Here is a 26854-nt window from a genome sequence, read left to right as displayed (position 1 = left end):
CGGCCGATCTCGCCAGAGGTTTCGCTGATTCCGGGTGACGTCCTCCGCATATCGGTGAAAGCCCGCCGCCGGCTTCAGCGCAGGATGCCCTCGATGAACTCCGAGCCGATCCGGGCCACGACCTTCAGATCCAACTGGTGCTGGACGTAGCGCCCTTGGCGCCAGGTGTGCAGCAGACCCGCCTTCTTCAGCGCCGACAGGTGCCGCGAGACCTCGGGCGCCGTGATCCCGTGCACGGTCGCCAGCTCGCTCGTCGTGTACGGCGCCCGGGCCAGGCTCCGGCACAGCATCATCCGCATCGGGTGCGCCAGTGCCTCCATCCGGCGCTGGAGCAGCTCGACCGAACCCGGCTCGGGCAGTTCGGGGGAGCGGATCGGATAGTGGACCACCGGCATCCAGCCGGGCGCGTGGAGCACCAGCAGGTGAGGCCAGCCGAAGTTCGTCGGGATGAAGACCAGGCCGGGGCCTATCTCCGGGTCCGTCGCCGTGGCCGAGCCGTGGACCATCTTGTCGACGGTGATGGTGGTGGCGGCCGCGTCGACGCTCAGCGCCGGCGATACCTCGTGCAGCGTCGCCGCCAGCCCCTTGCGCCGCAGGACCTCCGTCTTGTGCCGGGCGTCCGCGCTCTGCTGCGGCTCCAGCCGCCGCCAGGTCTCCGCGAAGAACGCCTCCTCGCAGTCCTCCAGGAGCCGCCGCAGCCACACCCGTACGGCGGCCGTGTCGTCCAGCAGCCGCAGCGAGAACTCCAGCTGGCGCGGGCCGCGCGCGGCGGCCGTCTCCAGCGCCTTGGTCCTGGCCTGCGGGTTCTTCAGCGGGGAGGGCCCACCGCCCTCGTTGTAGAGCGCCAGCCAGCAGTGCTCCAGGGCGGCCATCACGAACCGCTCGTCGTCCATCCGGTCGAGTACGTCGAGCTCCTCGGCCAGGGTCGCGGCGGGCAGGCCGCTGCCGCCGGGGATCCCCGCGAAGGCCATGAAGATGTCGGAGAAGGAGCTGCGCCACATGAAGTCGCCCTCCAGCAGCCGGTCCGCGAGGCAGGGCTCCAGCGCGGCCGCGGTGGCCGTGGTCCAGGAGGCCAGGCCCGGGTGGTGGGCCGGCTGGGAGAGGGCGTGCAGCGTCATGCAGAGCTCGGAGAGCGGAGAGGGCGCGAAACGGATGCGCTCCGCGGGGAGACCGGCGATGTCGATGGTGACGCTCATCGGGCCATTCTGACCTGTCCCGAGCCCGTGACCTGGACGGACACGGTTCGATTGACGGGGAGCGTCAATCGTCGTGCGAGGTGGACCGAGCGGGTCCAGGGTGGAGGAATGACAGCGATCGAGCAGTACCTCATAGACACCTGGCGGGCATCGCAGCAGGGTGTGCCGATGCCCCCGCCGCCGGGCCGCGACGACGTCGCCGTCCTGCGCTCGGCCCGTACGTACGCCCAGTTCCGGGCCGTCATCGACGGCGGGGAGGCCCGGCACCCCTGGTGGGCCGCCCTGCGCCGGCTGACGCACGCGCACGGGGCCCGGTAGTGCGGCCCGGCAAGCGCCGGTGACGCGGAGCGGTCAGCGGTCCCCGGGGTGGAAGTCGATCTCGTACGCGATCTCCGAGCGCCGGTCCGCGACCACGATGTCCGCGGTCTCCACGGCCCGGCCGTCCACCGCGTAGTACGTCCGCTCGATCTCGGTGATCAGCTCGCCGACGCCGATCCCGAGCAGACCGGCCTGCGTCTGGTTCGCGCGCGCCGGGCGGGGGACCTCGGTCGCCGAGGCGACCAGCACGCCGATCGAGCGCATCCGCTCGATGACCCCGGCCCCCTTGAACGGACCCGCCTCCGGCAGGACGACCGGAGTGCCGTCCGTGACCGCCATCGGCTCCCAGGACTCGCAGATCTCCACCGGCCGGCCCTCGGCCAGGAACTCGTACGTGGTGTGCACGCACGGGTCGCCCGGCGCGACGGCGAGCCGCTCCGCGATCCGCTCCGGCGCCGGAGTACGGGCCGTGGAACGCGATTCCCAGGTCAGGCCGCCACCGCCGAGCCCGGCCCGGCGGCGCCGCCGGGAGCGGACCATCCGCAGCCGCTCGCGCGGAGCGCTCAGGTAGGTGCCCGATCCCGCCCGGCCCTCCAGGAGCCCCTCGATGATCAGCAGCTCCAGCGCGCGCTGCGTGACGCTCTGCCCGACCTCGTACTCCCGGGCGAACCGGGACCGCGACGGCAGCTTGGCGCCGACGGGCCACTCCCCGGCCCGGATCCGCGCCCGCAGCGCGTCGGCCACCTTCAAGTACGCCGTATCACGGGCCATTTGAGCCGTCCTGTACCTGTCGACGAGTTGGGCTCAAGCTAATTCATCAGGTCGAACCCGGGTCTTCGGAACGGCGCGGAGTGAGACGAGCGCCACACCGCCGCCCGGCCGCCCGCACGCCGGCCGCGGGCGGCCGGGCGGGGGCGGCCGGGCGGGGGCGGGCCGGGCGGGCCGGGGCCGGCGGCAGGCGTACGTCGGGCGCGCGGCCTCAGTCGAAGTTCGGCGCGTTGCGCTCGTAGACCAGGCGCAGCCCGATCAGCGTCAGCCACGGCTCGTGGTCGTCGATGACCGAGGACTCGCCGAGGACCATCGGCGCCAGGCCGCCGGTGGCGATCACCCGGACGTCGCTCGGGTCGCCGTGCGGTCCGGCCAGCTCCTTGGCCATGCGCGTGACGACCCCGTCGACCTGACCGGCGAAGCCGTAGACCACGCCCGACTGCATCGCCTCGACCGTGGACTTGCCGATGACGTTGCGCGGCCGCGCCAGCTCGATCTTGCGGAGCTGGGCGCCCCGTACGCCGAGGGCCTCCATCGAGATCTCGATGCCCGGGGAGATCACCCCGCCCACGTACTCGCCCTTCGCGGACACGGCGTCGAAGGTGGTCGCCGTACCGAAGTCGACCACGATCGCCGGGCCGCCGTAGAGCTCGACGGCGGCGACCGCGTTGATGATGCGGTCCGCGCCGACCTCCTTGGGGTTGTCCATCAGGATCGGCACGCCCGTCTTGATCCCGGGCTCCACCAGCACCGCGGGGACGTCGCCGTAGTAGCGGCGGGTCACCTCGCGCAGCTCGTGCAGCACCGACGGGACGGTCGAGCAGATCGCGATGCCGTGGATGCCGTCGCCGAGCTCGCTGCCGAGCATCGGGTGCATGCCCATCAGGCCCTGCATCAGGACGGCCATCTCGTCGGCCGTCCGGCGGGGGTCGGTGGAGATGCGCCAGTGCTCGACGATCTCGTCGCCGTCGAACAGGCCGAGCACGGTGTGGGTGTTGCCGACGTCGATGGTCAGCAGCATTACCGCTCCTCGCGCAGGTCCAGGCCGATGTCCAGGATCGGGGAGGAGTGCGTGAGCCCGCCGACCGCGAGGTAGTCGACGCCCGTCTCCGCGTACGTACGGGCGTTGGCCATGGTCAGCCGGCCCGAGGACTCCAGCACCGCGCGGCCCTGGACCAGCGCGACGGCCTCCTCGGTCTCGATCGGCGTGAAGTTGTCGAGCAGGATCAGGTCCGCGCCCGCGTCCAGGGCCTCGCGGACCTGCTGGAGGGTGTCGACCTCGACCTCGATCGGCAGGTCGGGGAACTGCTCGCGGACGGCCTTGAACGCCTCCGCGACGCCGCCCGCCGCGATCACGTGGTTGTCCTTGATCAGCGCGGCGTCCGAGAGCGACATGCGGTGGTTGACGCCGCCGCCGCAGCGCACCGCGTACTTCTCCAGGGAGCGCAGGCCCGGCGTGGTCTTGCGGGTGTCGCGGACCTTCGCCTTGGTGCCCTCCAGCTCGTCGGCCCACGTGCGGGTCGCCGTCGCGATGCCGGACATCAGGCAGAGCAGGTTCAGCGCGCTGCGCTCGGCGGTCAGCAGGTCCCGGGTGCGGGCCGTGACCGACAGCAGCACCTGGCCGGCCTGCACGCGCGCGCCGTCCTCGACGTGGCGCTCGACCTGGAAGGTGTCGGTGAAGACGACCGACAGGACGGCCTCGGCGACCCGCAGGCCGGCGACCGTGCCCGCCTCGCGCGCCGTGAAGTCGGCGGTGGCGACGGCGTCCTCGGGCACGGTGGCGACGGTGGTCACGTCCTCGCCGCCGTCCAGGTCCTCGGAGATCGCCATGTGGGCGATGTCCTCGACCTCGATGGGGTCCAGGCCCGCATCGGCGAGCAGCTGGGCGAGCGCCGGGTCCAGGCCGCTCTCCTCGCCGTCGCCGCACGCGCAGTCGTCGCCGCAGCCGCCCGCGGACTGGTCGAGGAGCGGCAGCTCCGCGTGCTCGTGGTCGTGCTCGTGCTGTTCGGGGGTGCTCACGATGACTGCTCCTGGCTCAGGGGGTGCTGTACGGACGGAAAGCCCGCGGAGTCGGTGGGGGTGACGACCAGGGCCCGCCTCTCGGTGGCGGACAGCCGGACGACGAGGTGGCGGCGCCACGCGGCGTCGTCCCGGTCGGGGTGGTCCTCGCGCCAGTGGCAGCCGCGGGTCTCCTCGCGGCGCAGGGCGGCGGCGACCAGGACGCGGGCCACGCACAGCAGGTTCGTGGCCTCCCAGGTCTCGACACCGGGCACGGCGGTCTTGCCGTCCGTCTCCAGCGCCGTGAGGGCCGTCGCGTAGAGGTCCTCCAGGGCGGCGGCCGCCGTGCGCAGGGAGGCGGCGGAGCGGAGCACGCCCGCGCCGTCGGTCATGATGCGCTGGACCTCGTACCGGGCCTCGGCGGGCTGGAGCGGTCCGGTCGCGGGGACCGGGATGCCGGGGCCGCTGCCGGCGGGCGCGCCGCCCGCGATGTCGTCGGCGATCCGCTCGGCGAAGACCAGCCCCTCCAGGAGGGAGTTGGAGGCGAGCCGGTTCGCGCCGTGCACGCCGGTGCAGGCGACCTCGCCACACGCGTACAGGCCGGGGACGGTGGTGCGGCCGTGCAGGTCGGTCCGTACGCCGCCGGAGGCGTAGTGCGCGGCGGGCGCGACCGGGATGGGCTCGGTGACCGGGTCGATGCCGTGGGAGCGGCAGGCGGCCAGGATGGTCGGGAAGCGCTGCTCCCACATCTGCGCGCCGAAGTGCCGGGCGTCGAGGTACATGTGCTGCGCGCCCTGCTCCTGCATGCGGCGCATGATGCCCTTGGCCACGATGTCGCGCGGGGCCAGTTCGGCGAGCTCGTGCTGCCCCTGCATGAAGCGCACCCCGTCGGCGTCGACGAGGTACGCGCCCTCGCCGCGGACGGCCTCCGAGACCAGCGGCTGCTGTCCCTCGGCGTCCGGGCCGAGGAAGAGCACGGTCGGGTGGAACTGGACGAACTCCAGGTCGGAGACCTCGGCCCCGGCCCGCAGCGCGAGCGCGACCCCGTCGCCGGTGGACACCGACGGGTTCGTGGTGGCCGAGAAGACCTGGCCCATGCCGCCGGTCGCCAGGATCACGGCCGGCGCGTGGACGGCGCCGACCCCGTCGTGCTGGCCCTCGCCCATGACGTGCAGGGTGACCCCGGCCGTGCGGCCCTCGGCGTCCTGCAGGAGGTCCAGTACGAGCGCGTTCTCGACCGTGCGGATGCCCGCGCGCTGGACGGCTTCGACCAGCGCGCGGGAGATCTCCGCGCCGGTGGCGTCGCCGCCCGCGTGCGCGATCCGGCGGCGGTGGTGGCCGCCCTCGCGGGTCAGCTCTATCTCGCCGGTCTCGGCGGAGGTGTCGAAGACCGCTCCGGTGGCCATGAGCCGGCGCACGGCGTCCGGCCCCTCGGTCACCAGGAGCCGTACGGCGGCCTCGTCGCACAGCCCGGCGCCCGCCACCAGCGTGTCGTCCAGGTGCTGTTCGGGGGTGTCGCCGTCGCCGAGGGCCGCGGCGATGCCGCCCTGCGCCCAGCGGGTGGAGCCGTCGTCGAGCCGGGCCTTGGTGACCACGACCGTACGGCGGCCGGCGGCGGCGCACCGCAGTGCCGCGGTCAGGCCGGCGACGCCGGAGCCGACGACCACGACGTCGGCGTCGACGGCCCAGCCGGGGGCGTTGGCGTGCAGCCGTATGCCGGTGCCTGCGGTGCCGGTGCCTGGGGTGCTCACGTGTGTGCTCCGAACTCCAATGGGATGTTGTCGATCAGCCGGGTCGTCCCCACCTTGGCGGCGACGGCCAGGACCGCCTGCCCGGTGAAGTCGGGGCGGACGTCGGTGAAGTCCTGCGGGTCCACCAGCGCCAGGTAGTCCAGCTGCAGCGGCGGATCGTGCCGGCCCGCCTCCTCCAGGACGTGCCGGGCGGCGGCCCGTACGGCGTCCGGCAGCCCGGTGCCCGCGGCGGACACGGCGTGCGCGTCGGCGGCGGACCGGATCTCGCCGAGCCGGGCCAGGGCGGTGGCCCGCTCGTCGCTGGCGGGGGAGGCCTCGGCGCGGGCGCGCAGCGCGGCCTGGGCGGCGAGCCGGTCCTGGCCGGCGAACAGGGCGCGGGACAGGGCCAGGGCGGTGCGGCGCTCCTGGGCGGAGAGGTACCGGTTGCGGGAGGACAGCGCGAGCCCGTCCTCCTCGCGCACGGTCGTCACGCCGACCACCTCGACCGGGAAGTTCAGGTCGGTCACCATCCGCCGGATCAGGGCCAGTTGCTGCGCGTCCTTCTGGCCGAAGAGGGCCAGGTCGGGGCGGGTGAGGTGGAGCAGCTTGGCGACGACGGTGAGCATGCCGTCGAAGTGGCCGGGCCGGGTGGCCCCTTCGAGGCGCTCGCCCATCGGGCCGGCGGTGATCCGCACCTGGGGGTCGCCGCCGGGGTAGACCTCGTCGACGGCCGGGGCGAACACGGCGTCGGCGCCGGCCGCGCGGGCGATCTCCAGGTCGGCGTCGAGGGTGCGGGGGTAGCGGTCCAGGTCCTCGTTGGCCCCGAACTGCAGGGGGTTGACGAAGACGGTGACCACGACCTGGCCCGCGTCCCCGGCCCGCTCGCGGGCCGTACGGATCAAGGTGGCGTGGCCCTCGTGGAGGGCGCCCATGGTCATGACGACGGCGCGGGGGCCGCCGTCGGTGCGCGGGAGCTTGTGCAGCTCCTCGGCGGTGTCGATCAGCAGCAGGCCGGTCACTGGTCCCCACCCTCGGGATCGGCGAGCACGCCGAGGAGGTCCTCGGCGAGTTCGGGCTTGAGGAGGCCGTGCGCGAGGGCCCGGTCGGCGGTCGTACGGGCCATCGCCAGGTAGCCGGAGACCGACGCCGGGGCGTGCTTGCGCAGCTCGGCGACGTGTGCGGCGACCGTACCGGCGTCGCCGCGGGCCACGGGTCCGGTCAGTGCGGCGTCGCCCGAGCGCAGGGCGTTGTCGAGGGCCGCGCCGAGCAGCGGGCCGAGCATCCGGTCGGGGTGCTCGACCCCGGCCTTGTGCAGCAGTTCCATGGCCTGGGCGACCAGGGTGACCAGGTGGTTCGCGCCCAGGGCGAGGGCCGCGTGGTAGAGCGGACGGTTCTCCTCCGCGATCCACTCGGGTTCCCCGCCCATTTCGATGACCAGGGCCTCGGCCGCCAGCCGCAGCTCCTCGGGGGCCGTGACGCCGAACGAGCAGCCTGCGAGCCGCTGGACGTCGACCTCGGTGCCGGTGAAGGTCATCGCGGGGTGCAGGGCCAGCGGGAGCGCGCCCGCGCGCCGGGCCGGATCCAGCACGGCGGTCCCGTACCGCCCGGAGGTGTGGACGAGGAGCTGGCCGGGCCGGATCGCGCCGGTCTCCGCGAGCCCCTCGACGAGGGCCGGCAGCGCGTCGTCGGGCACGGTCAGAAGCACCAGGTCGGCCAGCTCCAGCACCTGGGCGGGCGGTACGAGCGGCACGTCGGGCAGCATCCGCGCGGCGCGCCGGCGGGAGGCGTCGGAGACGCCGGAGACGGCGACCGGCCGGTGTCCGGCCTGCTGGAGCGCACGGGCCAGCGCGGGGCCGACCCGGCCTGCGCCGACGACACCGACGGTGAGCCGGGCGGGGCGCGGTTGCTGGGATGAGTTCACGCGGGGAAGGCCTTCCGTTCCAGTCCGCGGGGGGTACCGGACGATACGTCGCCATGCTAGCCCCTGGGCGTGTTGGCCGGTCGGCGATGATCGGGGGCATGACGGACGACGATGATCTGACGGAGCGGCTGCTGGTGGCGGGGCGTACGGCGGACCGGACGCTCTCGCCGGGCGCTCGCGAGGCGACGGTCGGGGAGCTGCTGGCGGGGCTGGCCGCGCCGGATCCCGACGAGCCGGCCGACGTGTACGGGGACGGGGTGGTGGCCCGGCTGGAGCGGCGGGTGGCGGAGCTGCTCGGCACGCAGGACGCGGCGTTCTTCCCGTCGGGGACGATGGCCCAGCAGATCGCGCTGCGCTGCTGGGCGGGGCGGACCGGGAACCCGGTGGTCGCGCTGCACCCGATGAGCCATCCGGAACTGTGGGAGGGCGGGGCGCTGTCGCTGGTCTCGGGCCTGCGGACGGTGCACCCGACGACGGACCCGCGCCAGCCGACGGCGGAGGAGGTCGCGGACCTGGCGGAGCCCTTCGGCACGCTGATGCTGGAGCTCCCGCTGCGTGACGCAGGGTTCCTGCTGCCGTCCTGGGAGGAGCTGGAGGCGCTGGTCGGCGCGGCCCGCGAACGGGACGCGGTGGTCCACTTCGACGGGGCCCGGCTGTGGGAGTCGACCGTGCACTTCGGGCGGCCGCTGGAGGAGATCGCGGGGCTCGCGGACTCGGTGTACGTCTCGTTCTACAAGTCGCTCGGCGGCCTCGGCGGGGCGGCCCTGGCGGGCTCCTCCTCCCTGGTCGCGGAGGCGCGGGTGTGGCGCCACCGGTACGGGGGCCAGGTGTTCCGGCAGTTCCCGCAGGCCCTCTCCGCACTGGCCGGCCTGGACGGGGAGCTCCCGCGCCTGCCCTCGTACGTGGCCCAGGCCCGCGTGGTGGCCGGGGCCCTGGCGGAGGCACTGGCCGGCGGACCGGTCCCCTGGTTCCGGATCAACCCGGAGACCCCGCACACGCACCAGTTCCAGGTCTGGCTGCCGTACGGGGCGGACCGGCTGACGGAGGCGGGGGTCCGGCTGGCGGAGGAAACGGGCACGCTGCTCTTCCGCCGCTGGTCGGCGGCGCCGGTCCCGGGCGTGTCGGTGACGGAAGTGACGGTGACCGCGCCGGGGCTGAGCTGGACCCGCGAGGAGGTCCGGGAGGCGGCCCGGGCCTTCGCGGACCGTCTCTGAAGGGGCCGCCGCAGATGTGCGAATGGTCCCGTCGCTGCAACGACGGCGCACCGATTTCCGCCGAAGTCATCGGTCCGGCGCCACCTCCCGGTTACCTTCGCTGCACGGGAAAGCAACGGAGCCGTCCCCCGGAGGAGACACCATGACCGCTCACCCCGACTGGCAGAAGTCCACGTACTGCGGCGAAGGAGACAACTGCGTGTACGTCTCCGCGGCCCCCGGCCACCTCGTGCGCGTCGCCGACCGGGCCGACCCGGCGCACCTGGTTCTCGCCACGACCCAGTCCGCCTGGGCCGACTTCCTTGACGCCGTCAAGGCGGACGGGTAGCCGTCGGCGCGCCCGGAATCATGCCGCTCAGGGGATTTTGTCCGATTAGCGCGTATCTTCGGCCCATGCCCACGCCCTACGGATCCCGCGGCGGCATGGCGTTCAGCGCCGCCGAGCTGCACGTGCTCAGGCGAACGCTCGCCCACGCCCTCCAGTCCTCCACGGCCCCCGCCCCCCTGACGACCCCCGAGGTCCAGGACTGCCTGCGCCTGGCGCAGTCGGTGGACGACGCGGTCCAGGAGGCGGGGCGGCTCAGAGAGTTCCTCCTCGCCGACCTGGCCCGCTACCGCGGCGCCCTGCCCGGCAGTCTCTCCGGCTACCTGGAGCTGCTCCAGGACGCCCTGGCCGCGGGGTACGAGCCCGCGCCCGACGATCTGGCCGCCCTGCGCGCACTGCGGGCCAACGCGGTCGCGGCGGCGCTGCTGGAGCGCTGCCAGGGCATCGCGGAGCGCTCCGTACGCCGGCGGCTGTCCACGACCCCGCAGCCGCGCACCCGCCTGCTGGCGCTGTCCGGGGGCAAGGACACCAGGGAGGCCAGGGCGGCCAAGGACGGCAAGGACGGCAAGGACGGCAAGGAGGAGCCCGCCCGGCCCGCGCCGGCGCCCAAGGAGCCGCCGCGCCCCGAGCGCCCGTCCGAGCGCCCGTCCGAGCGGCCCATCCCGACCCCCGGTGAGGTGTTCCCGCCACGCCGCAAGCCCACCCCGCCCCCGGCGGCCGGGCTCGCGGCCGGGTAGCTACGCTGGGGGCATGGACTACGTTTCCGCGCTCGTGCCCCCCGTAGTGATGGCCGGATTCTTCATCGCGCTCGTCGTGACGATCGTGAAGAGCCAGGGCGGCGCCAACAAGGCCAAGGAAGACGCGGCCGTCGACGCCGTGATCGCCCGCGCCGAGGCCGCCAAGCAGACGCAGCCCGGCCAGTAGCCCTTCCGGCCTTCCCCCACTTCCCGAGCGCCTCTCCCGCGCGGCACCGCCGTAACGCGGTGCCACCGCATTCTCGCGGCGCGTTGCCTTCCGAATAGCCGGGCAATTCCGCACATTCCGCACTATCGTGCTGTTGTGCCTCGCCCCTTGGGAGAACTCGAAGACGCGGTCATGACGCGGGTGTGGCAGTGGAACCGCCCGGTCACTGTTCGTGAAGTTCTGGAAGACCTCCAGCAGGAACGGTCCATCGCGTACACCACGGTCATGACCGTTATGGACAATCTCCATCAGAAGGGCTGGGTCCGCCGGGAAGCTGAAGGCCGCGCCTATCGATATACCGCGGTCTCCACCCGCGCCGCCTACTCGGCCGCACTGATGAACGAAGCCTGGTCGACGAGCGACAACCCCGCGGCCGCCCTCGTGGCCTTCTTCGGCATGATGTCCGCGGAACAGCGCGACGCACTGCGCGACGCCTTCCGCATCGTGGGGTACGACGACGGGTCGGCCGCCGAGCCGCCCGCCGGGTCCGCGGCCCCGCCCCCCGCCGGGACGCCCTCGGAACCCCCGCCCGCCGAAGGGGACTCCGCCGGGCGCGGGACCGAGCCCGGGCGATAGCGTCCGGGCATGGGTGAGTTTTCCGCTGAACACGCAAAAACAGTGACGATCCGCCGTGCCCGCACCGGCGATGTTCCCGCGCTGCGACGCCTCCTCGACCAGTACGTGCAGCAGCGGATCCTCCTCGACAAAGCCCCGGTGGTTCTTTACGAGGACATCCAGGAGTTCTGGGTAGCGGAACGCGACCGGGACGGCCAGGTGGTCGGCTGCGGCGCTCTCCACGTCATGTGGGAAGACCTGGCCGAAGTTCGCACTCTCGCGGTGGACCGGGAGTTGAAGGGCGCCGGAGTCGGCCATCAGCTGCTGCGGCAGTTGTTGGACACCGCGCGGGCCCTCGGTGTCGCCAAGGTTTTCTGCCTGACCTTCGAAGTGGACTTCTTCGCGAAGCACGGCTTCGTCGAGATCGGCGAGACCCCGGTCGAGACGGATGTCTACATGGAGCTCCTGCGTTCCTATGACGAGGGCGTCGCCGAGTTCCTCGGTCTCGAACGAGTGAAGCCGAACACCTTGGGCAACAGTCGGATGCTTCTGCACCTCTGAACGATCACGGCGGCTTTTCCCGTGCTCCGCGCACCTGTGGCCTATGTCCGAATCGCGCACGTTTCCCGCCGCGTTGCGGTCTCGAACCTCTCGTCGGGGGTTTGTGTTTTCCAGGGAAAAGCGGTTTCCTTTCCGCGTACTGCTTTTCGATGAAAGGAAATCCCGGTGGCACAGAAGGTTCAGGTCCTTCTTGTCGACGACCTCGACGGTGGCGAGGCGGACGAGACCGTGACGTTCGCTCTGGATGGCAAGACCTACGAGATCGACCTCACCACCGCCAACGCGGAGAAGCTGCGCTCCGCGCTCGCCGACTACGTCAAGGGCGCCCGCCGCACCGGTGGCCGCGCTTCGGGCGGTCGCGCCAAGACGCGTACGGCCGCGACGTCCGGCAACCCGGACACCGCCGAGATCCGCGCGTGGGCCAAGGCCCAGGGGATGAGCGTCAACGACCGCGGGCGCGTTCCGCAGGAGATCCGCGAGGCCTACGAGAACGCCAAGGGCTGACCCTCGGCCTCTCGTTCCCTCAGCGCCCGCGGGCCGGGGGACGGGGCCCGCGGGGGCGTACGCCGCCACAGGCGCGCCCGGTGGCATTCCGTCGCCGCCGCGGCGACCAGGCGTACGAGATCGGGACCGGCACCACCGTGCCGGGGACCGGCGCCCTGCCCCGGACCGGGCAGGGAGGGCAGCAGTGCCTCACACCCCTGCTCGGGGGGTCGCAGCCACACGGCGGCCCCCCGGGGACTTCCCTGGGGGTGTCCGGGCGGGACCGGGGCCGAGATCCGGCCGCCGGCGCCCAGCACGCCGAGGTCCAGGTCGACCCCGCCCCACTCCAGCCAGTCGAGCAGCCCCTCCAGCTCGTCCGCGCTCCCCGCGGCCACCAGGAAGCGCATCCTGAGCCCCGAGAGCGCCACCGGACCCGTGGCGACCGGCCCGCGCAGCAGCCGCTCCCCGGCATCGGCCGGCAGCTCCAGCACGTCGAACAGCACCCCGGTGACCAGCCGGGCGGGCGGTCCGGCGGCTACGGGCCAGCCGAGCACCTCCTCGTACCAGGACGCGTACGCGTCCCGGGGCGGGTACGCGGGTGAAGCCTCGGGCGCGACGCGCGGCGGTGGAACGGTGGCGGCCATGAACGGAGCAACTCCGGAGGGACGCTCGAGTTACGCTGCGCGGCGGCCTCAATGCGGAACGTAAACATCCGCCGAGGTGGCGTCCCACATTCGGGACGCAATCGTGTTCGCCCGTAGCGGAGGGAACCGGCGCCACCGGCATGGAGTGTCAGTCCTTACGGGTAAGACATTCCTAGTGGATCGGGGCGACACGCTGATTTGGGCGGCTTCCGTTCGCCATCGGCGTACACGTGTGACGGGTATCTGCCTGGCCTGCGGGAACATCGTCTCGCACCATCGGGTTGGAGCAGTTGTCGGCTGTTGAAGCCGGTTTTCCCCACTGACGTGGGGGTGATCGCGGACGGATGTCGGCAGTTGGAATGAGCTGTCCCGCCCCGCGGGACTAGCATGCGGAAGGACAGGGCGGGGACCGACCCCGAACTGCCCGACCGCTCTGAGGAGCGATAAACGATGTTCGAGAGGTTCACCGACCGCGCGCGGCGGGTTGTCGTCCTGGCTCAGGAAGAAGCCCGGATGCTCAACCACAACTACATCGGCACCGAGCACATCCTCCTGGGCTTGATCCACGAGGGTGAGGGTGTCGCCGCTAAGGCCCTGGAGAGCCTCGGGATTTCGCTCGAGGCTGTTCGCCAGCAGGTTGAGGAGATCATCGGTCAGGGGCAGCAGGCCCCGTCCGGCCACATCCCCTTCACCCCGCGGGCGAAGAAGGTCCTGGAGCTTTCGCTCCGAGAGGCCCTCCAGCTCGGCCACAACTACATCGGCACCGAGCACATCCTGCTCGGCCTCATTCGCGAGGGCGAGGGCGTCGCCGCCCAGGTCCTGGTGAAGCTGGGCGCCGATCTCAACCGAGTCCGGCAGCAGGTCATCCAGCTGCTCTCCGGCTACTCCGGCGGAGGCAAGGAGTCGGCCACGGCCGGCGGCCCGGCCGAGGGCACCCCCTCGACCTCCCTCGTCCTGGACCAGTTCGGCCGCAATCTCACGCAGGCCGCCCGCGAATCCAAGCTCGACCCGGTCATCGGGCGCGAGAAGGAGATCGAGCGGGTCATGCAGGTCCTGTCCCGCCGTACCAAGAACAACCCGGTCCTCATCGGCGAGCCCGGCGTCGGCAAGACCGCCGTCGTCGAGGGCCTGGCCCAGGCGATCGTCAAGGGCGAGGTGCCCGAGACCCTCAAGGACAAGCACCTCTACACCCTGGACCTCGGCGCCCTGGTCGCGGGCTCCCGCTACCGCGGTGACTTCGAGGAGCGCCTGAAGAAGGTGCTCAAGGAGATCCGCACCCGCGGCGACATCATCCTGTTCATCGACGAGCTCCACACCCTCGTGGGTGCGGGTGCCGCCGAGGGCGCGATCGACGCCGCCAGCATCCTCAAGCCCATGCTGGCCCGTGGTGAGCTCCAGACCATCGGTGCCACGACGCTGGACGAGTACCGCAAGCACCTCGAGAAGGACGCGGCCCTCGAGCGCCGCTTCCAGCCGATCCAGGTGGCGGAGCCTTCCCTCCCCCACACGATCGAGATCCTCAAGGGGCTGCGCGACCGCTACGAGGCCCACCACCGCGTCTCCATCACGGACGAGGCCCTCGTCCAGGCGGCGACGCTGGCCGACCGGTACATCTCGGACCGCTTCCTGCCGGACAAGGCGATCGACCTGATCGACGAGGCCGGCTCCCGGATGCGCATCCGCCGGATGACCGCGCCGCCGGACCTCCGCGAGTTCGACGAGAAGATCGCGGGCGTGCGCCGCGACAAGGAGTCGGCCATCGACTCCCAGGACTTCGAGAAGGCGGCTTCTCTCCGCGACAAGGAGAAGCAGCTGCTGGCGGCGAAGGCCAAGCGCGAGAAGGAATGGAAGGCCGGCGACATGGACGTCGTCGCCGAGGTCGACGGCGAGCTCATCGCCGAGGTCCTCGCGACCGCGACCGGCATTCCCGTCTTCAAGCTCACCGAGGAGGAGTCCTCGCGACTGCTCCGGATGGAAGACGAGCTCCACCGTCGGGTCATCGGCCAGAAGGACGCCATCAAGGCGCTCTCCCAGGCGATCCGCCGTACCCGTGCGGGTCTGAAGGACCCGAAGCGCCCGGGTGGCTCGTTCATCTTCGCCGGCCCGTCCGGTGTCGGTAAGACCGAGCTCTCCAAGACGCTCGCCGAATTCCTCTTCGGCGACGAGGACGCGCTGATCTCCCTCGACATGTCGGAGTTCAGCGAGAAGCACACGGTTTCGCGCCTCTTCGGTTCGCCCCCCGGCTACGTGGGCTACGAAGAGGGCGGGCAGCTCACCGAGAAGGTGCGCCGCAAGCCGTTCTCCGTCGTCCTCTTCGACGAGGTCGAGAAGGCCCACCCGGATATCTTCAATTCCCTTCTCCAGATCCTGGAGGACGGTCGCCTGACCGACTCCCAGGGCCGGGTCGTGGACTTCAAGAACACGGTCATCATCATGACGACCAACCTGGGTACGCGGGACATCTCGAAGGGCTTCAACCTCGGTTTCGCCGCTGTCGGCGACACCAAGACCGGCTACGAGCGGATGAAGGCGAAGGTCAACGAAGAGCTCAAGCAGCACTTCCGGCCCGAGTTCCTGAACCGTGTCGACGACACGGTCGTCTTCCACCAGCTCACCGAGGAAGACATCATCCAGATCGTCGACCTGATGATCGCCAAGGTCGACGAGCGCCTGAAGGACCGCGACATGGGCATCGAGCTGAGCGGTGACGCGAAGCTCCTGCTCGCCAAGCGCGGCTACGACCCGATCCTGGGTGCCCGGCCGCTGCGCCGGACCATCCAGCGCGAGATCGAGGACGTCCTGTCGGAGAAGATCCTCTTCGGCGAGCTGCGTCCCGGTCACATCGTGGTCGTCGGCAAGGAGGGTGACGGCGAAGAGGCCAAGTTCACCTTCCGCGGCGAGGAGAAGTCGGCCCTGCCGGACCTCCCCCCGATCGAGGCCACGGGCTCCGGCCCGGACCTGTCGAAGGGCGCGTAACGCGCGTCGGCCGTACCGAGGGGCGGCCCCGGAACCGAAAGGTTCCGGGGCCGCCCCTTTGGCGTGCCGGGGGCGGCGGAGGTCCCGCGCCGGTGACAAGCCGCACAGGGCAAAACGGACCTACTAGGACGTCTCGTAGATCGGATGTCCGTTTTGCCCCTGTCCGGGCAGGGCCTCGGGCCAGTAGGGGCGCGGTCAACCGGCTGCGTCACACCCTCCGGCCCTACGAGCCCCGGTAGTAATCAGGAGGTTTGGGGATACCGCGGGGCACGGGTTACCAAGGGTGGGCAAGCCCGGCATCCGCTCTCCAGCGTGCCGGGTGGCTTCTTGCCCGAAGCACTCCCTTGTCCCCGGCCCGGAGGTCTCCTTATGTCCGCGAAGCGCAACAGCACCCGTCGTACCCGTATCGCCATCGGCGCCACCGCTCTCGGTGCGGCCCTGGCTCTCGGGGCGGGGACGACCGCCGCCTTCGCCGACACGGCTCCCGAGACCGCCCTGACCGGTACCGCCGCGCTGGTCGCGGCCCAGGCGAAGTCCCAGGCCTCCGCGGCCGCCGCCAACACGGCCGCCAAGGCCGTCGTCGCCTGGCAGAAGCCGGTGTCGACCTACACGCTCTCCGCCACCTTCGGCAAGGGCGGCACCATGTGGTCCCACAAGCACTCGGGCCAGGACTTCGCCTGCCCCGTCGGCACCCCGGTCAAGGCCGCCTCCGCCGGCACCGTCGTGAAGGCCGGCCCGAACGGCGGCGGCGACGGCCCGGCGTACGGCAACGCCATCGTGATCAAGCACGCGAACAACACGTACTCGCAGTACGCGCACCTCTCGAAGATCAAGGTCCGGATCGGCCAGAAGGTCGCCAAGGGCTCGCAGATCGCGCTGTCCGGCAACACCGGCAACTCCAGCGGCCCGCACCTCCACTTCGAGATCCGGACCACCCCGAACTACGGCTCGGCCGTGAACCCGGTCGCCTTCCTGCGCACCGCCGGCGTCACCGTCTGACCCCTCCGGTCCCTTCAGGGGTTCCGCTGACCCGGGTGCCGTGTCCCGTTGACCGGGGCCACGCCGACCCCGGTCCCGCCGACCGGGGTCAGTACAGGAGCCAGGAGCCCGTCGGCTTCGTCTTCGCGTCGACCCGGCCGGCCTTGAGGGTGTCGATCTGGGCGGGCGACAGCACCGAGGCGTAGGTCTGCACGCTCTCCATCGCCCCGTTCCACGGCGCGGTCCACTTGTCCTCGTGCCGGGAGCGGGCCAGCTCCAGCGGCCCCTGCGCCTGGAAGATCCCGGGGACGGGGGCCTCGCCGGTCTTCTTGCCGTTGACGTAGAGCGCGATCTGCTTGCGTTCCGCGTCGTAGGTTCCGGTCAGGGTGGAGAAGGTCTTCTCCATCTTCGGGCTCTCGCCGGTGACGGTCACGGCGGTGGCCTCGGCCCCCTGGTCGCCGGTCTGGACGCGGAAGACCCATGCGGGCTTGCCGTTCACCTGGTCCAGGCCCAGCTCGAACGAGAAGGACTTCTCGTTGCCCTGGCTGAGGGCGATCTGGCGCCCCTTCGGCGACCTGTTCCAGACGCGGGCCGAGACGGTGAAGCTCTTGGCCGTGTCCACCACGCGCTTCTCGGACTCGGCGTACGAGTTCTCGTTGCCCTTCGTGCGGACCTCGAAGCGCTTGTCGATCGGGAAGACCCCGGTGTCGGGGCCCATCTTCAGCGGGGCCTTTCCGCTGCGGTCCCGGATCTGCGTCGGGTCGTCCTTGACGGTCGGGGTGTTGTCGACCGGCGCCTTGCTCTTCGACCCGCTGGGGGAGGGCGAGGCCGATGCGGTCGGGGACTCCTTGTCGTCCACCGCCTCGTTCTTGCCCTTGTCGTCGCCGCCCATGAGCAGGAACGTTCCGCCGCCGGCGAGCAGCGCCAGTACGGTCACCGCGCCGCCGATCATCCACAGCCGCTTCTTGCGCTTCTCGGCCGCCGAGCGGTCCGCCATGGCCTCCCAGTCCGGCTGGTCCGACTGCGGCGCGAACGGCCCGGGGGCTCCGGGGAACCCGGGACCGCCCGGAGCGCCGGGGGGCGTCGGCGCGCTCATGTCAGGGAGTCCCTGGGCCCACTGCTGCGGGGCAGGGCCGAAACCACCACCGCCGCCTCCCGGTGCCGGAGCACCGGGCGGGTAGCCGTAGCCGGCCGCGGGGGCCGGCGGGACCGGCGGGAACCCGTAGCCTCCGTCCCCGGGGGCGGGGTGGGGCTGCGGGTTGCTGGGGGGATTCGTACCGTCGGTCATGCCAGGGATGCTAAAACACCGGCCCGCACATCCGTACGGCCCGGTCCGGGTCCGGTCGTGGCCCGACTCCGCTCCGCGACCGGCTCAGCCGGGCCGCCGCGCCCCGGACCGCTCCAACATCCCTACGCCTCCGACAGCTTGATGGTCGGGAAGCTCCCCGTCGCCGTCGGCGCGTGCTCCGGCAGCCACAGCACCGCCACCGCCCCCGCCGCCGCGCCCTCGCGGTCCACCCCGCCCGGGGCCGCCACGTTGCGGAAGGTCAGCCGGGCGCCCAGCACCCGCGCCTGCCCCTCCGCGATGGTCAGGCCGAGCCCGTGCCCGACGCCCGCCCGGTCCGTCGACCCGGTGCGGAACCGGCTCGGCCCCTCGCGCAGCAGCGCCTCCGGGAAGCCCGGCCCGTGGTCCCGGACCCGTACGACCCGGCCCTCGATGTCGACCTGGACCGGCGCCTGCCCGTACCGCGCGGCGTTCGCCAGCAGGTTGCCCAGGATCCGCTCCAGCCGCCGCGGGTCGGTGCTGACGATCTCGTCCGCCACCACCCGTACCGACGCCTCCGGCATCAGCGCGGTCACCCGCCGGCTCACGAACTCGCCCAGCGCCACGTCCTGCAGCTCCGCCCGCTCGGACGCGCTGTCCAGCCGGGCCACCTCCAGTACGTCCTCGACCAGCGCCCGCATCGCCTGCGCCCGGTCCCGCACCAGCTCCGTCGGCCGCCCCGGAGGCAGCAGTTCCGCCGCCGTGAGCAGGCCCGTCACCGGGGTGCGCAGCTCGTGCGCGATGTCCGCGGTCACCCGCCGCTCGGCCTCCAGCCGCTGCTGGAGGGCGTCCGCCATGGCGTCGACGGCCCGCGCGAGGTCGTCGGTCTCGTCCCGTACGACGCCCCCGACGGCGTCCCGCACCCGTACGTCGGGATCCCCGTGCGCCACCCGCTGCGCCGCGGTCGCGGCCTTGCGCAGCCGGCGCGAGATCTGGCCGCCGATGAGCACGCCGAGCGCGGCGCCCGCGACCACGACGGAGATCGACCCGACGACCAGGGCCCGGTCCAGGTCGCGCACCATGTTGGCGCTCTCCTTGAACTCGTTGTGGAGCGACAGCACCTGCCCGTTCCCGAGCGGCACCGCGGCCCACACCTCGGGCACACCCCTGCGCGATTCCTGGACGTACGTCCCGCGCCGCCCCGACCGTGCCTTCTCGCGCAGCGCGACGGGCAGCTCGGGGTCGTTGATCTTCGCCCCCAGGGCCGGCTTGCGCCCGGCCTCGACGAAGCGGGCGATGACGTTGACGTTGGCGAGCTGGGCCTCGCGGGCGCTCTCGAGCATCGACACGCGGGCAGCACTGTGCACGACCAGGCTCAGTGCCACGGCGACGAGCGCGCCGACGGCGGCGATGGCGAGCGTGATCTTCCAGCGGATCCCCGTACGGAGGGTGAAGCGCCTCATGCCTTCAGCTTGTATCCGAATCCCCGGACCGTTTCGATGCGGTCCTGCCCGATCTTGGTGCGCAGCCGCTGGACGTGGACGTCCACGACGCGGGTGTCGCCGCCCCAGTCGTAGTCCCACACCCGCTCCAGCAGGCGGTCGCGCGAGAGAACGGTGCCGGGCGCGGAGGAGAATTCCAGCAGCAGCCGCATCTCGGTCGGCGTCAGCGCCACGGGGGCGCCGGCCTTGCGGACCTCCATGCCCTCGGTGTCGACCTCCAGGTCGCCGAAGAGCAGGACCCCGCGCTCCTCGGAGCCGTCCTCCTCGTGCACTCCGGGCCGGCCGTTCTGCGGGCCGCCGGCGTGGCCGAAGCGGCGCAGCACCGCGCGGATGCGGGCGACGAGGACCGAGCCGTCGAACGGCTTGGTGACGTAGTCGTCGGCGCCCGCCTCCAGGCCCAGGACCACGTCGATGGAGTCGGCCCGCGCCGACAGCATGATCACCGGGACGGTGGACTCGTCGCGGATCCGGCGGCACAGGCTCACGCCGTCCATGCCGGGCACCATGACGTCGAGCAGGGCGATGTCCGGGCGGTTGGCCCGGAAGGACTCCAGGCCGGACAGGCCGTCGGGCATGGCGGTGACCACGAACCCGTCGCGTTCCAGCGCCAGGGTCGTGGCCTCGCGGATGACGTCGTCGTCCTCCACGAACAGGACATGGGTCTCGGCCATGCGGGGAGCCTCGCCTCGCTGCTAGTTCTTCTGGGTGACCGCGGGGGCGGGCTGGGCCCCGCCGTCGACGTTGCTGTAGTCGGTGTGCACCCGGTCCTGCTCGGTGAACTTCTCCCCGTCCCAGCGGTACGTGATCACGTCCTCGCCGGACGGGTACGCGAGCGCGTCGCTCTTGCCGTACACCGGCTTGGTGACCACCAGGTCGCCCCGGTCGATCTCCGCGTAGACGGGCGGCTGCTCGTCCGAGAACACATTCTCGTACGACCCGCCCGCCGACCGGTACACGTACGAGCCCCGCCCCAGCGCGTCGGCGCAGGACAGCACGTTCACCACGATGTCGACGACCGAGTTCCCGGTGACCTTCCCGTAGCTCACGTCGATCGGGTAGTCCTTGCCCGTGCAGGGCTTGAGGTCCCGCTTGACGTCGGCGCTGACCTTCGGGTCCGCCTTCAGCAGCGCGACCGGGTCGACCTTCTTCGAGGGCTTGCCCGAGGCGCCGGTCGTGGCCGGGACGTGGTCGGGCGGCGTGGCCGCCGGCGAGCCGGTCTTGGCCACGGGGTCGGTGTGGGCGGGCCCGCCGTCGCGCAGGCCTGTCCCGCCCGCGCTGCATCCGGCCGCGAACAGCACAGTGCCGGCGAGGACGACCGTCCCCGCCGACATCAGTACCAGCGAACTCGTGCCCCTCAGGGATTGGCCGTTCAGGCCGCGCACCGCTCACGCCCCTCGTACCGGATGGTGTGGTCACCGCGGTGGTCACCGCGCTCCAGCGCGCGCATGTCCAGATCCCGGCTCTCCAGTTCCTGTCGGAGACGGGCCAGTGCGCGGTGCAGGGTGCTCTTCACAGTACCCGCAGACATGCCGAGCGCGGCGGCGGTCTCCTCGGTGCTCATCTGCTCCCAGTGTCGCAGCACCACCACGCTGCGCTGCTTGGGCGCGAGCACCTTGAGGATGTCCATCAGCAGGGCGCGGTCGGCGCGCTGGTCGGTGCCGTCCTCGACCGAGGCGTCCGGGAGCTGCTCGGTGGGGACTTCCTCCAGCTTGCGGGCGCGCCACCACTCGGTACGGGTGTTGATCATGACGCGGCGCATGTAGGCGTCGGCCAGGGACTTGTCGGCGATGCCGTCCCAGCGCCCGTACGTGCGCACCAGGGCGGTCTGCAGGAGGTCCTGCGCGTCCGTGGGGTCCGGAACCAGGCGACGGGCACTGCGCAGGAGCGCGTCCTGCCGAGTGCGTACGTACTCTTCGAATCCGAGTACCTCGCCGTGCGCCATCTCAGACCGCCTCCGTCCCGTGCAACCGCTCGTCCGTTGCGCTTCGCCTTACGGATCCGAAGGTACGGAGGGGTTGTCACGGGCCTGTGCGAGCCAGCCTTCGGTGGGCGCACGGACACCCATAGGTTGTGTAACAGTGCCGTGAGCTGGGGTTTAGCCGAGATAAACGGAATCTCTGGCTCAGCTTGCGGGGGTGCTCGCGGAGGGGCTCGTGGGGGTGCCCGAGGGGGTGCCCTGCGGCAGCCGGTACAGCCCCGCCGCGAGCGGCTCGACCAGCCCGTCGGAGACCAGTCCGTCCAGTGCCCGGGCCCGCTGCACCGGTTCGTCCCAGACCGTGTCGAGGACGGCCTGCGGAACGGCCCCGACCGCGTCCCGCAGCACCGCGAGGAGCTTGCCGCGCACCTGCCGGTCGGTCCCCGCGTACGTCTGCCCGCGCCGCGGCGGGCCGTCGTGGGCCGGCTTCCCGGCGAGGCGCCACGCGCACAGTCCGGCCACCGGGCAGCGGGCGCAGTCCGGGGACTTGGCGGTGCACACCAGGGCGCCGAGCTCCATCGATGCCGCCGCCCAGCGGGCCGCCGTGTCCTCGTCCTCGGGCAGCAGGGCCCGGGCCAGGCGCCGCTCGGCCGCGGTGGTGGCGTTCGGCGGGTACTCGACCCCGGTCGTGGTGCGGGCGAAGACCCGCCGCACGTTGGTGTCGAGCACGGCGTGCCGCTGCCCGTACGCGAAGGAGGCGACGGCCGCCGCCGTGTACTCGCCGATCCCGGGCAGGGCGAGCAGCTGCGCGTGCTCCCGCGGTACGTCGCCGGCGTGCCGCTCCGTTATCGCGACGGCCGCGCCGTGCAGGCGCAGGGCCCGCCGCGGGTAGCCGAGCCGCCCCCAGGCCCGTACGGCCTCGCCGGGGGCCTCGGCGGCCAGGTCGGCCGGGCGGGGCCAGCGGGCGAGCCACTGCTCGTACACGGGCAGGACCCGGTTGACCGGGGTCTGCTGGAGCATGAACTCGCTGACCATGACCCCCCAGGGGCCGGCCTCGGGGCGGCGCCAGGGCAGGTCGCGGGCGTGCTCCTCGAACCAGGCGATGACCGGGGAGTGCAGCGCGTGGGACGCGACGGGGGAGGTCTCGGGGGAAGGGCTGGTGGATGAAGTCATGGCAACGGCATCCTGGCACGTTCAGGGCCGCCGTGCGGGGCCCGGGCCGGTGAACCAGACAGCGGCGCGGCCTCCGCTCGCCCGCATGGCGGTGGTGATCGTACTGATCGGACCGGTCAGGACGGGGACGGCGAGCGCGGCGAGCGCCCCGCCGAGCAGCAGGCCGGCCAGGACGTCGTGGGGGTAGTGGACGCCGACGAAGACCCGGGAGAAGGCCATCAGCACCGCGAGCGGGACGGCGAGCAGGGCGAGGCGGCGTACGGCGAGGGCCAGCGCGACGGCGGCGGCGCCGGCGATGGCGGAGTGGTTGCTGGGGAACGACCAGTCGCCGGGGGCCGGGCAGGCGACGAGGGAGGCGGCGGCCCCGGCGACCGCCCGGCAGGGCCGTTCCTCGTCCACGGAGGACTTCACGAGCTCGGAGGCGGCGTAGGCGAGGGCGGTGGCGAGCGGGGCGGCGACGGCGAGGTCGACGGCCCTCGGGCCCGCCTGGGTGCGCGCACGCCACCACACGGCTATGAAGAGCAGGCCGAAGAGCAGCAGCCCGTACTCCGTCCAGACCTCGAACGCCGACTGCACCCAGCCGGGTGCGGAACGGGCGGAACCGGTGATGTCGCGGTAGAGGCCGGAGGAGTCCATGCTCACCGACCGTACCCAAAGCCGATCAAGTCCGGCGTCGGACTCTTGGCCGGTTCTCGACGGTCGGGGACCGGCCCGCAGGATGATCATCGGCAAAACAAGCCGGTTGCGCGGCATGTGGGGCGCGGATCGGGCCGCGGACTCTCGTAAAGTTCCGTCCGTGGGATCTATGCGCAATCCGGTCGGGCCGCTCCCCTCCTCCATCTACTGGCGACGGAGGGCCGTGCTGGCGTCCGTCGTCGCGCTCCTCGCGCTGCTCGCCGTATGGACCGTCAGTTCCGGTGGCGGCAGGTCGAGTACGAACGGCAAGGGCGGCGACAAGGGGCCGAAGCCCGTCACGTCGATCACCCCGGGGCCGGCCGGGACGGGCCCGGCGATCAGTCAGGCACCCGGCGGGCGTGCGGAGTCGGGCGGCGGCGCGGGCAAGAACGGCGAGCCGGGCGGCACTTCGGGGGCGGGTTCCGCTTCGGGCGGTGTCTCCGGTGCCGGCGGCAGCGGCGGTACGGCCGGGAGCCCGGCCCAGGTCCCGGCGGACTCCCCCCTCCCCACCTGCGCCCCGGGCGGGCTGCAGTGGGAGGTCAAGAGCGTGAAGAACGAGTACGAGACGAGCGAGAAGCCCCGCCTCGAACTGGTCGCGCGCAATGTGTCGGGTACGACCTGCAAGGTCGATCTCGGCCCGAAGCAGGCGGTCCTGACCATCCTTCAGGCCAGCACCAGCAAGGCGGTCTGGTCCTCGGCGGACTGCCCGTCCGGCGCGGGCAACGCGTTCTTCCGCGTACCGTCGCAGGGCGAGACGAAGCAGTCGCTGGAATGGGACAGGAAGTTCAGCGCCCCCGACCAGTGCCAGACGCCTCCGGCGGGCGCCGCGGCTCCCGACACGTACGTGGTGGAGGTCAAGTCCCCGGGCATGCCCGTCGCCCGGACCTCGTTCGTCCTGAAGCAGGACTGATCCCGGCCGGGGCCCCGGCGTCGGACGGTCGGTGGCGATCGCCACCGACCGGCGGGAGGGTCAGACGTAGCGCTCGAGGATCGAGGACTCCGCGAGGCGGGAGAGGCCCTCGCGGACGCTGCGCGCACGGGCTTCGCCGACGCCGTCCACGGCCTGGAGGTCGTCGACGCTCGCGGCCAGCAGCTTCTGCAGGCCGCCGAAGTGCTCGACCAGCCGCTCGATGATGGCCCCCGGCAGCCGCGGGACCTTCGCCAGCAGCCGGTACCCGCGCGGGGACACCGCGGAGTCCAGGGTCTCGGGCGAGCCCGTGTACCCCAGCGCCCGCGCCACGATGGCCAGCTCCAGCAGCTCCGGATGCGTCAGCGCGTCCAGCGCCGGCAGCGCCTCCTCGACCGTGCGGGAGCGCTTCGCCGTCGGTTCCGGAACGTAGTCCCGGATCACCAGCTCCCGCTCCTGCTCGATCCCGACCGTCAGCTCGTCCAGCTGGAGTGACAGCAGTCGCCCGTCCGTGCCCAGCTCGACCACGTATTCAGCGATTTCCGTGGCGATGCGGCGCACCATTTCCAGCCGCTGCGCGACCGCCGTCACGTCGCGCACCGTGACCAGGTCCTCGATCTCCAGCGCGGACAGCGTGCCGGCGACCTCGTCCAGGCGGAGCTTGTACCGCTCCAGCGTGGCCAGTGCCTGGTTCGCCCGCGACAGGATCGCCCCGGACTCCTCCAGGACGCGCCGCTCCCCGTCCACGTACAGCGCGATCAGCCGCATCGACTGCGACACCGAGACGACGGGGAACCCGCACTGCTTCGAGACGCGGTCCGCGGTGCGGTGACGGGTGCCCGTCTCCTCCGTCGGGATCGACGCGTCCGGCACCAGCTGGACGCCGGCCCGCAGGATCTTGGTGAGGTCCTTGTCCAGGATCAGGGCCCCGTCGAGCTTGCACAGCTCGCGCAGCCGGGTCGCGGTGAACTCCACGTCCAGGACGAAACCGCCCGTGCACATCGCCTCGACGGCCTTGTCCATGCCGAGGACGATCAGGCCTCCGGTGTTGCCCCGGACGATCCGCTCCAAGCCGTCGCGCAGGGGCTGACCGGGGGCGACCGCACTCAGCGAGGCGCGCATCAGCGCGTCGTGCTTGGAGCTCGCGCCGGACTTCCCGGGTGCTGCTGCCCCGTCCTTGGCTGCCACTGCACTCCTCCGGTCGCGGGTTGCGCCGCCTGCGTACGGCCGGGCGGACCAGCACAAAGTCTACCGGCGTGCGCTGCGCGCCCGCCGTGGCTTGGCCAGGTGCGCCCCCGCGGGATCCCGTACGGGCCCCCTCATACCCCCCGCCACCAGCGGCTACTCCTTGGCCGCCGCCCGCGAACGCCCACGCGGCAGCACCCGCAGGGCGTCGCCCATGTCCGCGACCTCGATCACCTTCATCCCGGCCGGGACCTTCCCCGGATCGCCCGGCACCAGCGCGTGCGTGAAGCCGAGCCGGTGCGCCTCCGCGAGCCGCCGCTGCACGCCCGTGACCCGCCGCACCTCGCCCGCGAGCCCGACCTCGCCGATCGCCACGAGGTTCTTCGGCAGCGGGACGTCGCTCGCCGCCGAGGCCAGCGCGAGCGCGATCGCCAGGTCGGCGGCCGGCTCGGTCAGCTTCACCCCGCCCACGGTCGCGGAGTAGATGTCGCGCTTGCCGAGCGCGGTGATCCGGCCGCGCTGTTCCAGCACGGCCAGCATCATCGAGACGCGCGAGGTCTCCAGGCCCGAGGTGGTCCGCCGGGGCGAGGGGATCTGCGAGTCCACGGTCAGCGCCTGCACCTCGGCGACCAGCGGGCGCTTGCCCTCCAGGGTCACCGTCAGGCAGGTCCCGGGGACGGCCTCCGCGCGCCGGGTCAGGAACAGCCCGCTCGGGTCGGCGAGCCCGGTGATCCCCTCGTCGTGCAGTTCGAAGCAGCCGACCTCGTCGGTGGCGCCGTACCGGTTCTTCACCCCGCGCACGAGGCGCAGCCGCGCGTGCCGGTCGCCCTCGAAGCTGAGGACCACGTCGACGAGGTGCTCCAGGAGGCGGGGGCCGGCGATCGCCCCGTCCTTGGTGACGTGCCCGACCAGCAGGGTGGCCATGCCGCGCTCCTTGGAGGCGCGGATCAGGGCCCCGGCCACCTCGCGGACCTGTGCCATGCCGCCGGGCGCGCCGTCGATCTCGGGCGAGGCGACGGTCTGTACGGAGTCCAGGATCAGCAGCGAGGGCTGTACGGCGTCGAGGTGGCCCAGTACGGCGGACAGATCGGTCTCGGCGGCGAGGAAGAGGTGGTCGTTGAGCGCGTTGATCCGGTCGGCCCGCAGCCGGACCTGGCTCGCCGACTCCTCTCCCGTGACGTAGAGGGTGCGGTGCGCTTCGCTCGCCGCCTTCGCCGCGACGTCGAGCAGCAGCGTCGACTTGCCGACGCCCGGCTCGCCGGCCAGCAGGACGACGGCGCCGGGTACGAGCCCGCCGCCGAGGACCCGGTCCAGCTCGTCCACGCCGGTGCTGCGGGCGGTCGCCGTCCGGCCGTCGACCTGCGCGATCGGGAGCGCGGGCGCGGAGACCCGGCCGGCGGCGGTGGTCCGTACGGCGGGCGCGCCGCCCATCTCCTCGACGGTGCCCCACGCCTGGCACTCGGGGCACCGCCCGAGCCATTTCGCGGTCGTGTACCCGCACTCGGAGCAGCGGTAGGACGGCCGGTCCTTGGCGGATGAACGAGATGTACGGGCAGCCATGCGGCCACGGTATCCGGAGCCTGTGACAGCGGGCCGCGGCCCC

General features: G+C 72.4%; 28 protein-coding genes. 11 read left to right on the top strand and 17 right to left on the bottom strand.

The window, feature by feature from the left end; genetic code table 11:
* Positions 1 to 74 precede the first annotated feature (74 nt).
* On the bottom strand, positions 75 to 1196 hold the full coding sequence (locus tag ACFY1T_RS08095; protein WP_030867934.1) for a DUF5937 family protein: 1122 nt from the start codon (positions 1194 to 1196) through the stop codon (positions 75 to 77).
* Between the two features lie 108 nt (positions 1197 to 1304).
* Here ACFY1T_RS08095 and ACFY1T_RS08090 point away from each other — a divergent pair, with 108 nt between their 5' ends.
* Positions 1305 to 1514, top strand: coding sequence for a hypothetical protein (locus tag ACFY1T_RS08090; RefSeq protein ID WP_390787469.1), 210 nt, complete (start codon positions 1305 to 1307; stop codon positions 1512 to 1514).
* Between the two features lie 33 nt (positions 1515 to 1547).
* Here the strand turns inward: ACFY1T_RS08090 and ACFY1T_RS08085 are convergent, their stop codons facing one another.
* The 6 genes from ACFY1T_RS08085 to ACFY1T_RS08060 all read right to left on the bottom strand — a co-directional run bounded on the left by ACFY1T_RS08085 (position 1548) and on the right by ACFY1T_RS08060 (position 7931).
* Complete coding sequence (locus tag ACFY1T_RS08085; RefSeq protein WP_030867930.1) at positions 1548 to 2285, bottom strand: GntR family transcriptional regulator; 738 nt, start codon at positions 2283 to 2285, stop codon at positions 1548 to 1550.
* 208 nt (positions 2286 to 2493) lie between these two features.
* A complete protein-coding gene (locus ACFY1T_RS08080) occupies positions 2494 to 3303 on the bottom strand; it encodes a type III pantothenate kinase (protein WP_229337411.1) in 810 nt (269 codons plus the stop codon).
* Positions 3303 to 4301 carry a carboxylating nicotinate-nucleotide diphosphorylase gene (gene nadC / locus ACFY1T_RS08075; protein ID WP_390787468.1) on the bottom strand — a complete coding sequence of 333 codons (999 nt, stop codon included), beginning with the start codon at positions 4299 to 4301 and terminating at the stop codon, positions 3303 to 3305. The genes ACFY1T_RS08080 and nadC overlap by 1 nt, the downstream gene beginning before the upstream one ends.
* Complete coding sequence (locus ACFY1T_RS08070; protein ID WP_390787467.1) at positions 4298 to 6031, bottom strand: L-aspartate oxidase; 1734 nt, start codon at positions 6029 to 6031, stop codon at positions 4298 to 4300. Before ACFY1T_RS08070 ends, nadC begins: the two co-directional genes overlap by 4 nt.
* Entirely contained in the window at positions 6028 to 7029 is a 1002-nt protein-coding gene (gene panC, locus ACFY1T_RS08065) for a pantoate--beta-alanine ligase (protein ID WP_390787466.1), read from the bottom strand. The genes ACFY1T_RS08070 and panC overlap by 4 nt, the downstream gene beginning before the upstream one ends.
* Positions 7026 to 7931 (bottom strand): DUF2520 domain-containing protein, encoded by a 906-nt coding sequence (locus ACFY1T_RS08060; RefSeq protein WP_351774803.1) that lies wholly within the window; start codon positions 7929 to 7931, stop codon positions 7026 to 7028. Before ACFY1T_RS08060 ends, panC begins: the two co-directional genes overlap by 4 nt.
* 98 nt (positions 7932 to 8029) lie before the next feature.
* Between ACFY1T_RS08060 and ACFY1T_RS08055 the strand changes: the two genes are divergently transcribed.
* From ACFY1T_RS08055 to ACFY1T_RS08025, 7 genes are all read left to right on the top strand, one after another.
* Positions 8030 to 9145 (top strand): threonine aldolase family protein, encoded by a 1116-nt coding sequence (locus ACFY1T_RS08055; protein WP_390787465.1) that lies wholly within the window; start codon positions 8030 to 8032, stop codon positions 9143 to 9145.
* Positions 9146 to 9287: 142 nt separating this feature from the next.
* Entirely contained in the window at positions 9288 to 9473 is a 186-nt protein-coding gene (locus ACFY1T_RS08050) for a DUF397 domain-containing protein (RefSeq protein WP_030867911.1), read from the top strand.
* A 65-nt stretch (positions 9474 to 9538) separates the two neighbouring features.
* Positions 9539 to 10207, top strand: a complete 669-nt coding sequence (locus ACFY1T_RS08045; protein WP_390787464.1) for a hypothetical protein — start codon at positions 9539 to 9541, stop codon at positions 10205 to 10207.
* 13 nt (positions 10208 to 10220) lie between these two features.
* Positions 10221 to 10394, top strand: a complete 174-nt coding sequence (locus tag ACFY1T_RS08040; RefSeq protein WP_384704566.1) for a hypothetical protein — start codon at positions 10221 to 10223, stop codon at positions 10392 to 10394.
* 135 nt (positions 10395 to 10529) lie between these two features.
* Positions 10530 to 11009 (top strand): BlaI/MecI/CopY family transcriptional regulator, encoded by a 480-nt coding sequence (locus ACFY1T_RS08035; protein WP_390787463.1) that lies wholly within the window; start codon positions 10530 to 10532, stop codon positions 11007 to 11009.
* Between the two features lie 9 nt (positions 11010 to 11018).
* Positions 11019 to 11549: an amino-acid N-acetyltransferase gene (locus ACFY1T_RS08030; RefSeq protein WP_030867901.1), complete on the top strand. Its 531-nt coding sequence runs from the start codon at positions 11019 to 11021 to the stop codon at positions 11547 to 11549.
* Between the two features lie 165 nt (positions 11550 to 11714).
* A complete protein-coding gene (locus ACFY1T_RS08025; protein WP_030867899.1) occupies positions 11715 to 12053 on the top strand; it encodes an Lsr2 family protein in 339 nt (112 codons plus the stop codon).
* Here the strand turns inward: ACFY1T_RS08025 and ACFY1T_RS08020 are convergent.
* Positions 12032 to 12676: an SCO3374 family protein gene (locus ACFY1T_RS08020; protein ID WP_390787462.1), complete on the bottom strand. Its 645-nt coding sequence runs from the start codon at positions 12674 to 12676 to the stop codon at positions 12032 to 12034. The two genes, ACFY1T_RS08025 and ACFY1T_RS08020, sit on opposite strands and share 22 nt — an antisense overlap.
* Before the next feature lie 450 nt (positions 12677 to 13126).
* On the opposite strand from ACFY1T_RS08020, the gene ACFY1T_RS08015 reads away from it, so the two are divergent.
* Positions 13127 to 15652 carry an ATP-dependent Clp protease ATP-binding subunit gene (locus ACFY1T_RS08015; protein ID WP_030867894.1) on the top strand — a complete coding sequence of 842 codons (2526 nt, stop codon included), beginning with the start codon at positions 13127 to 13129 and terminating at the stop codon, positions 15650 to 15652.
* A gap of 369 nt (positions 15653 to 16021) precedes the next feature.
* Complete coding sequence (locus ACFY1T_RS08010) at positions 16022 to 16651, top strand: M23 family metallopeptidase (RefSeq protein ID WP_030867891.1); 630 nt, start codon at positions 16022 to 16024, stop codon at positions 16649 to 16651.
* Positions 16652 to 16739: 88 nt separating this feature from the next.
* Here ACFY1T_RS08010 and ACFY1T_RS08005 read toward each other — a convergent pair whose 3' ends face one another.
* From ACFY1T_RS08005 to ACFY1T_RS07975, 7 genes are all read right to left on the bottom strand, one after another.
* On the bottom strand, positions 16740 to 17918 hold the full coding sequence (locus tag ACFY1T_RS08005) for a LamG-like jellyroll fold domain-containing protein (RefSeq protein ID WP_390787461.1): 1179 nt from the start codon (positions 17916 to 17918) through the stop codon (positions 16740 to 16742).
* A gap of 122 nt (positions 17919 to 18040) precedes the next feature.
* On the bottom strand, positions 18041 to 19357 hold the full coding sequence (gene cseC / locus ACFY1T_RS08000; RefSeq protein ID WP_390787460.1) for a two-component system sensor histidine kinase CseC: 1317 nt from the start codon (positions 19355 to 19357) through the stop codon (positions 18041 to 18043).
* Complete coding sequence (cseB, locus tag ACFY1T_RS07995) at positions 19354 to 20067, bottom strand: two-component system response regulator CseB (RefSeq protein WP_390787459.1); 714 nt, start codon at positions 20065 to 20067, stop codon at positions 19354 to 19356. Before cseB ends, cseC begins: the two co-directional genes overlap by 4 nt.
* Positions 20068 to 20088: 21 nt before the next feature.
* Positions 20089 to 20727: a hypothetical protein gene (locus ACFY1T_RS07990; protein WP_390787458.1), complete on the bottom strand. Its 639-nt coding sequence runs from the start codon at positions 20725 to 20727 to the stop codon at positions 20089 to 20091.
* Between the two features lie 38 nt (positions 20728 to 20765).
* Complete coding sequence (locus ACFY1T_RS07985) at positions 20766 to 21338, bottom strand: SigE family RNA polymerase sigma factor (RefSeq protein WP_229337378.1); 573 nt, start codon at positions 21336 to 21338, stop codon at positions 20766 to 20768.
* A 180-nt stretch (positions 21339 to 21518) separates the two neighbouring features.
* Positions 21519 to 22484 carry an A/G-specific adenine glycosylase gene (locus ACFY1T_RS07980; RefSeq protein WP_390787457.1) on the bottom strand — a complete coding sequence of 322 codons (966 nt, stop codon included), beginning with the start codon at positions 22482 to 22484 and terminating at the stop codon, positions 21519 to 21521.
* 21 nt (positions 22485 to 22505) lie between these two features.
* Positions 22506 to 23120, bottom strand: coding sequence for a phosphatase PAP2 family protein (locus ACFY1T_RS07975; RefSeq protein WP_390787456.1), 615 nt, complete (start codon positions 23118 to 23120; stop codon positions 22506 to 22508).
* 169 nt (positions 23121 to 23289) lie between these two features.
* On the opposite strand from ACFY1T_RS07975, the gene ACFY1T_RS07970 reads away from it, so the two are divergent.
* Positions 23290 to 24069 (top strand): hypothetical protein, encoded by a 780-nt coding sequence (locus ACFY1T_RS07970; RefSeq protein ID WP_390787891.1) that lies wholly within the window; start codon positions 23290 to 23292, stop codon positions 24067 to 24069.
* Between the two features lie 60 nt (positions 24070 to 24129).
* Here the strand turns inward: ACFY1T_RS07970 and disA are convergent, their stop codons facing one another.
* Both disA and radA read right to left on the bottom strand, forming a co-directional pair.
* Positions 24130 to 25254: a DNA integrity scanning diadenylate cyclase DisA gene (gene disA, locus ACFY1T_RS07965; protein ID WP_030158457.1), complete on the bottom strand. Its 1125-nt coding sequence runs from the start codon at positions 25252 to 25254 to the stop codon at positions 24130 to 24132.
* Positions 25255 to 25407: 153 nt separating this feature from the next.
* Positions 25408 to 26811: a DNA repair protein RadA gene (gene radA, locus ACFY1T_RS07960; protein WP_390787455.1), complete on the bottom strand. Its 1404-nt coding sequence runs from the start codon at positions 26809 to 26811 to the stop codon at positions 25408 to 25410.
* Positions 26812 to 26854 lie beyond the last annotated feature (43 nt).

The sequence above is a fragment of the Streptomyces sp. NPDC001194 genome, assembly GCF_042896985.1.
Classification (GTDB): domain Bacteria; phylum Actinomycetota; class Actinomycetes; order Streptomycetales; family Streptomycetaceae; genus Streptomyces.
This window is presented reverse-complemented; position numbering and strand designations above follow the sequence as displayed.

What these genes read in the sequence shown, in the direction of transcription:
- ACFY1T_RS08095 (WP_030867934.1), bottom strand. Translation starts at nt 1,196, where the DNA reads ATGAGCGTCACCATCGACATCGCCGGTCTCCCCGCGGAGCGCATCCGT.
- ACFY1T_RS08090 (WP_390787469.1), top strand. Translation starts at nt 1,305, where the DNA reads ATGACAGCGATCGAGCAGTACCTCATAGACACCTGGCGGGCATCGCAG.
- ACFY1T_RS08085 (WP_030867930.1), bottom strand. Translation starts at nt 2,285, where the DNA reads ATGGCCCGTGATACGGCGTACTTGAAGGTGGCCGACGCGCTGCGGGCG.
- ACFY1T_RS08080 (WP_229337411.1), bottom strand. Translation starts at nt 3,303, where the DNA reads ATGCTGCTGACCATCGACGTCGGCAACACCCACACCGTGCTCGGCCTG.
- ACFY1T_RS08055 (WP_390787465.1), top strand. Translation starts at nt 8,030, where the DNA reads ATGACGGACGACGATGATCTGACGGAGCGGCTGCTGGTGGCGGGGCGT.
- ACFY1T_RS08050 (WP_030867911.1), top strand. Translation starts at nt 9,288, where the DNA reads ATGACCGCTCACCCCGACTGGCAGAAGTCCACGTACTGCGGCGAAGGA.
- ACFY1T_RS08045 (WP_390787464.1), top strand. Translation starts at nt 9,539, where the DNA reads ATGCCCACGCCCTACGGATCCCGCGGCGGCATGGCGTTCAGCGCCGCC.
- ACFY1T_RS08040 (WP_384704566.1), top strand. Translation starts at nt 10,221, where the DNA reads ATGGACTACGTTTCCGCGCTCGTGCCCCCCGTAGTGATGGCCGGATTC.
- ACFY1T_RS08030 (WP_030867901.1), top strand. Translation starts at nt 11,019, where the DNA reads ATGGGTGAGTTTTCCGCTGAACACGCAAAAACAGTGACGATCCGCCGT.
- ACFY1T_RS08020 (WP_390787462.1), bottom strand. Translation starts at nt 12,676, where the DNA reads ATGGCCGCCACCGTTCCACCGCCGCGCGTCGCGCCCGAGGCTTCACCC.
- ACFY1T_RS08015 (WP_030867894.1), top strand. Translation starts at nt 13,127, where the DNA reads ATGTTCGAGAGGTTCACCGACCGCGCGCGGCGGGTTGTCGTCCTGGCT.
- ACFY1T_RS08010 (WP_030867891.1), top strand. Translation starts at nt 16,022, where the DNA reads ATGTCCGCGAAGCGCAACAGCACCCGTCGTACCCGTATCGCCATCGGC.
- ACFY1T_RS08005 (WP_390787461.1), bottom strand. Translation starts at nt 17,918, where the DNA reads ATGACCGACGGTACGAATCCCCCCAGCAACCCGCAGCCCCACCCCGCC.
- cseC (WP_390787460.1), bottom strand. Translation starts at nt 19,357, where the DNA reads ATGAGGCGCTTCACCCTCCGTACGGGGATCCGCTGGAAGATCACGCTC.
- cseB (WP_390787459.1), bottom strand. Translation starts at nt 20,067, where the DNA reads ATGGCCGAGACCCATGTCCTGTTCGTGGAGGACGACGACGTCATCCGC.
- ACFY1T_RS07990 (WP_390787458.1), bottom strand. Translation starts at nt 20,727, where the DNA reads ATGTCGGCGGGGACGGTCGTCCTCGCCGGCACTGTGCTGTTCGCGGCC.
- ACFY1T_RS07985 (WP_229337378.1), bottom strand. Translation starts at nt 21,338, where the DNA reads ATGGCGCACGGCGAGGTACTCGGATTCGAAGAGTACGTACGCACTCGG.
- ACFY1T_RS07980 (WP_390787457.1), bottom strand. Translation starts at nt 22,484, where the DNA reads ATGACTTCATCCACCAGCCCTTCCCCCGAGACCTCCCCCGTCGCGTCC.
- ACFY1T_RS07975 (WP_390787456.1), bottom strand. Translation starts at nt 23,120, where the DNA reads ATGGACTCCTCCGGCCTCTACCGCGACATCACCGGTTCCGCCCGTTCC.
- ACFY1T_RS07970 (WP_390787891.1), top strand. Translation starts at nt 23,290, where the DNA reads ATGCGCAATCCGGTCGGGCCGCTCCCCTCCTCCATCTACTGGCGACGG.
- radA (WP_390787455.1), bottom strand. Translation starts at nt 26,811, where the DNA reads ATGGCTGCCCGTACATCTCGTTCATCCGCCAAGGACCGGCCGTCCTAC.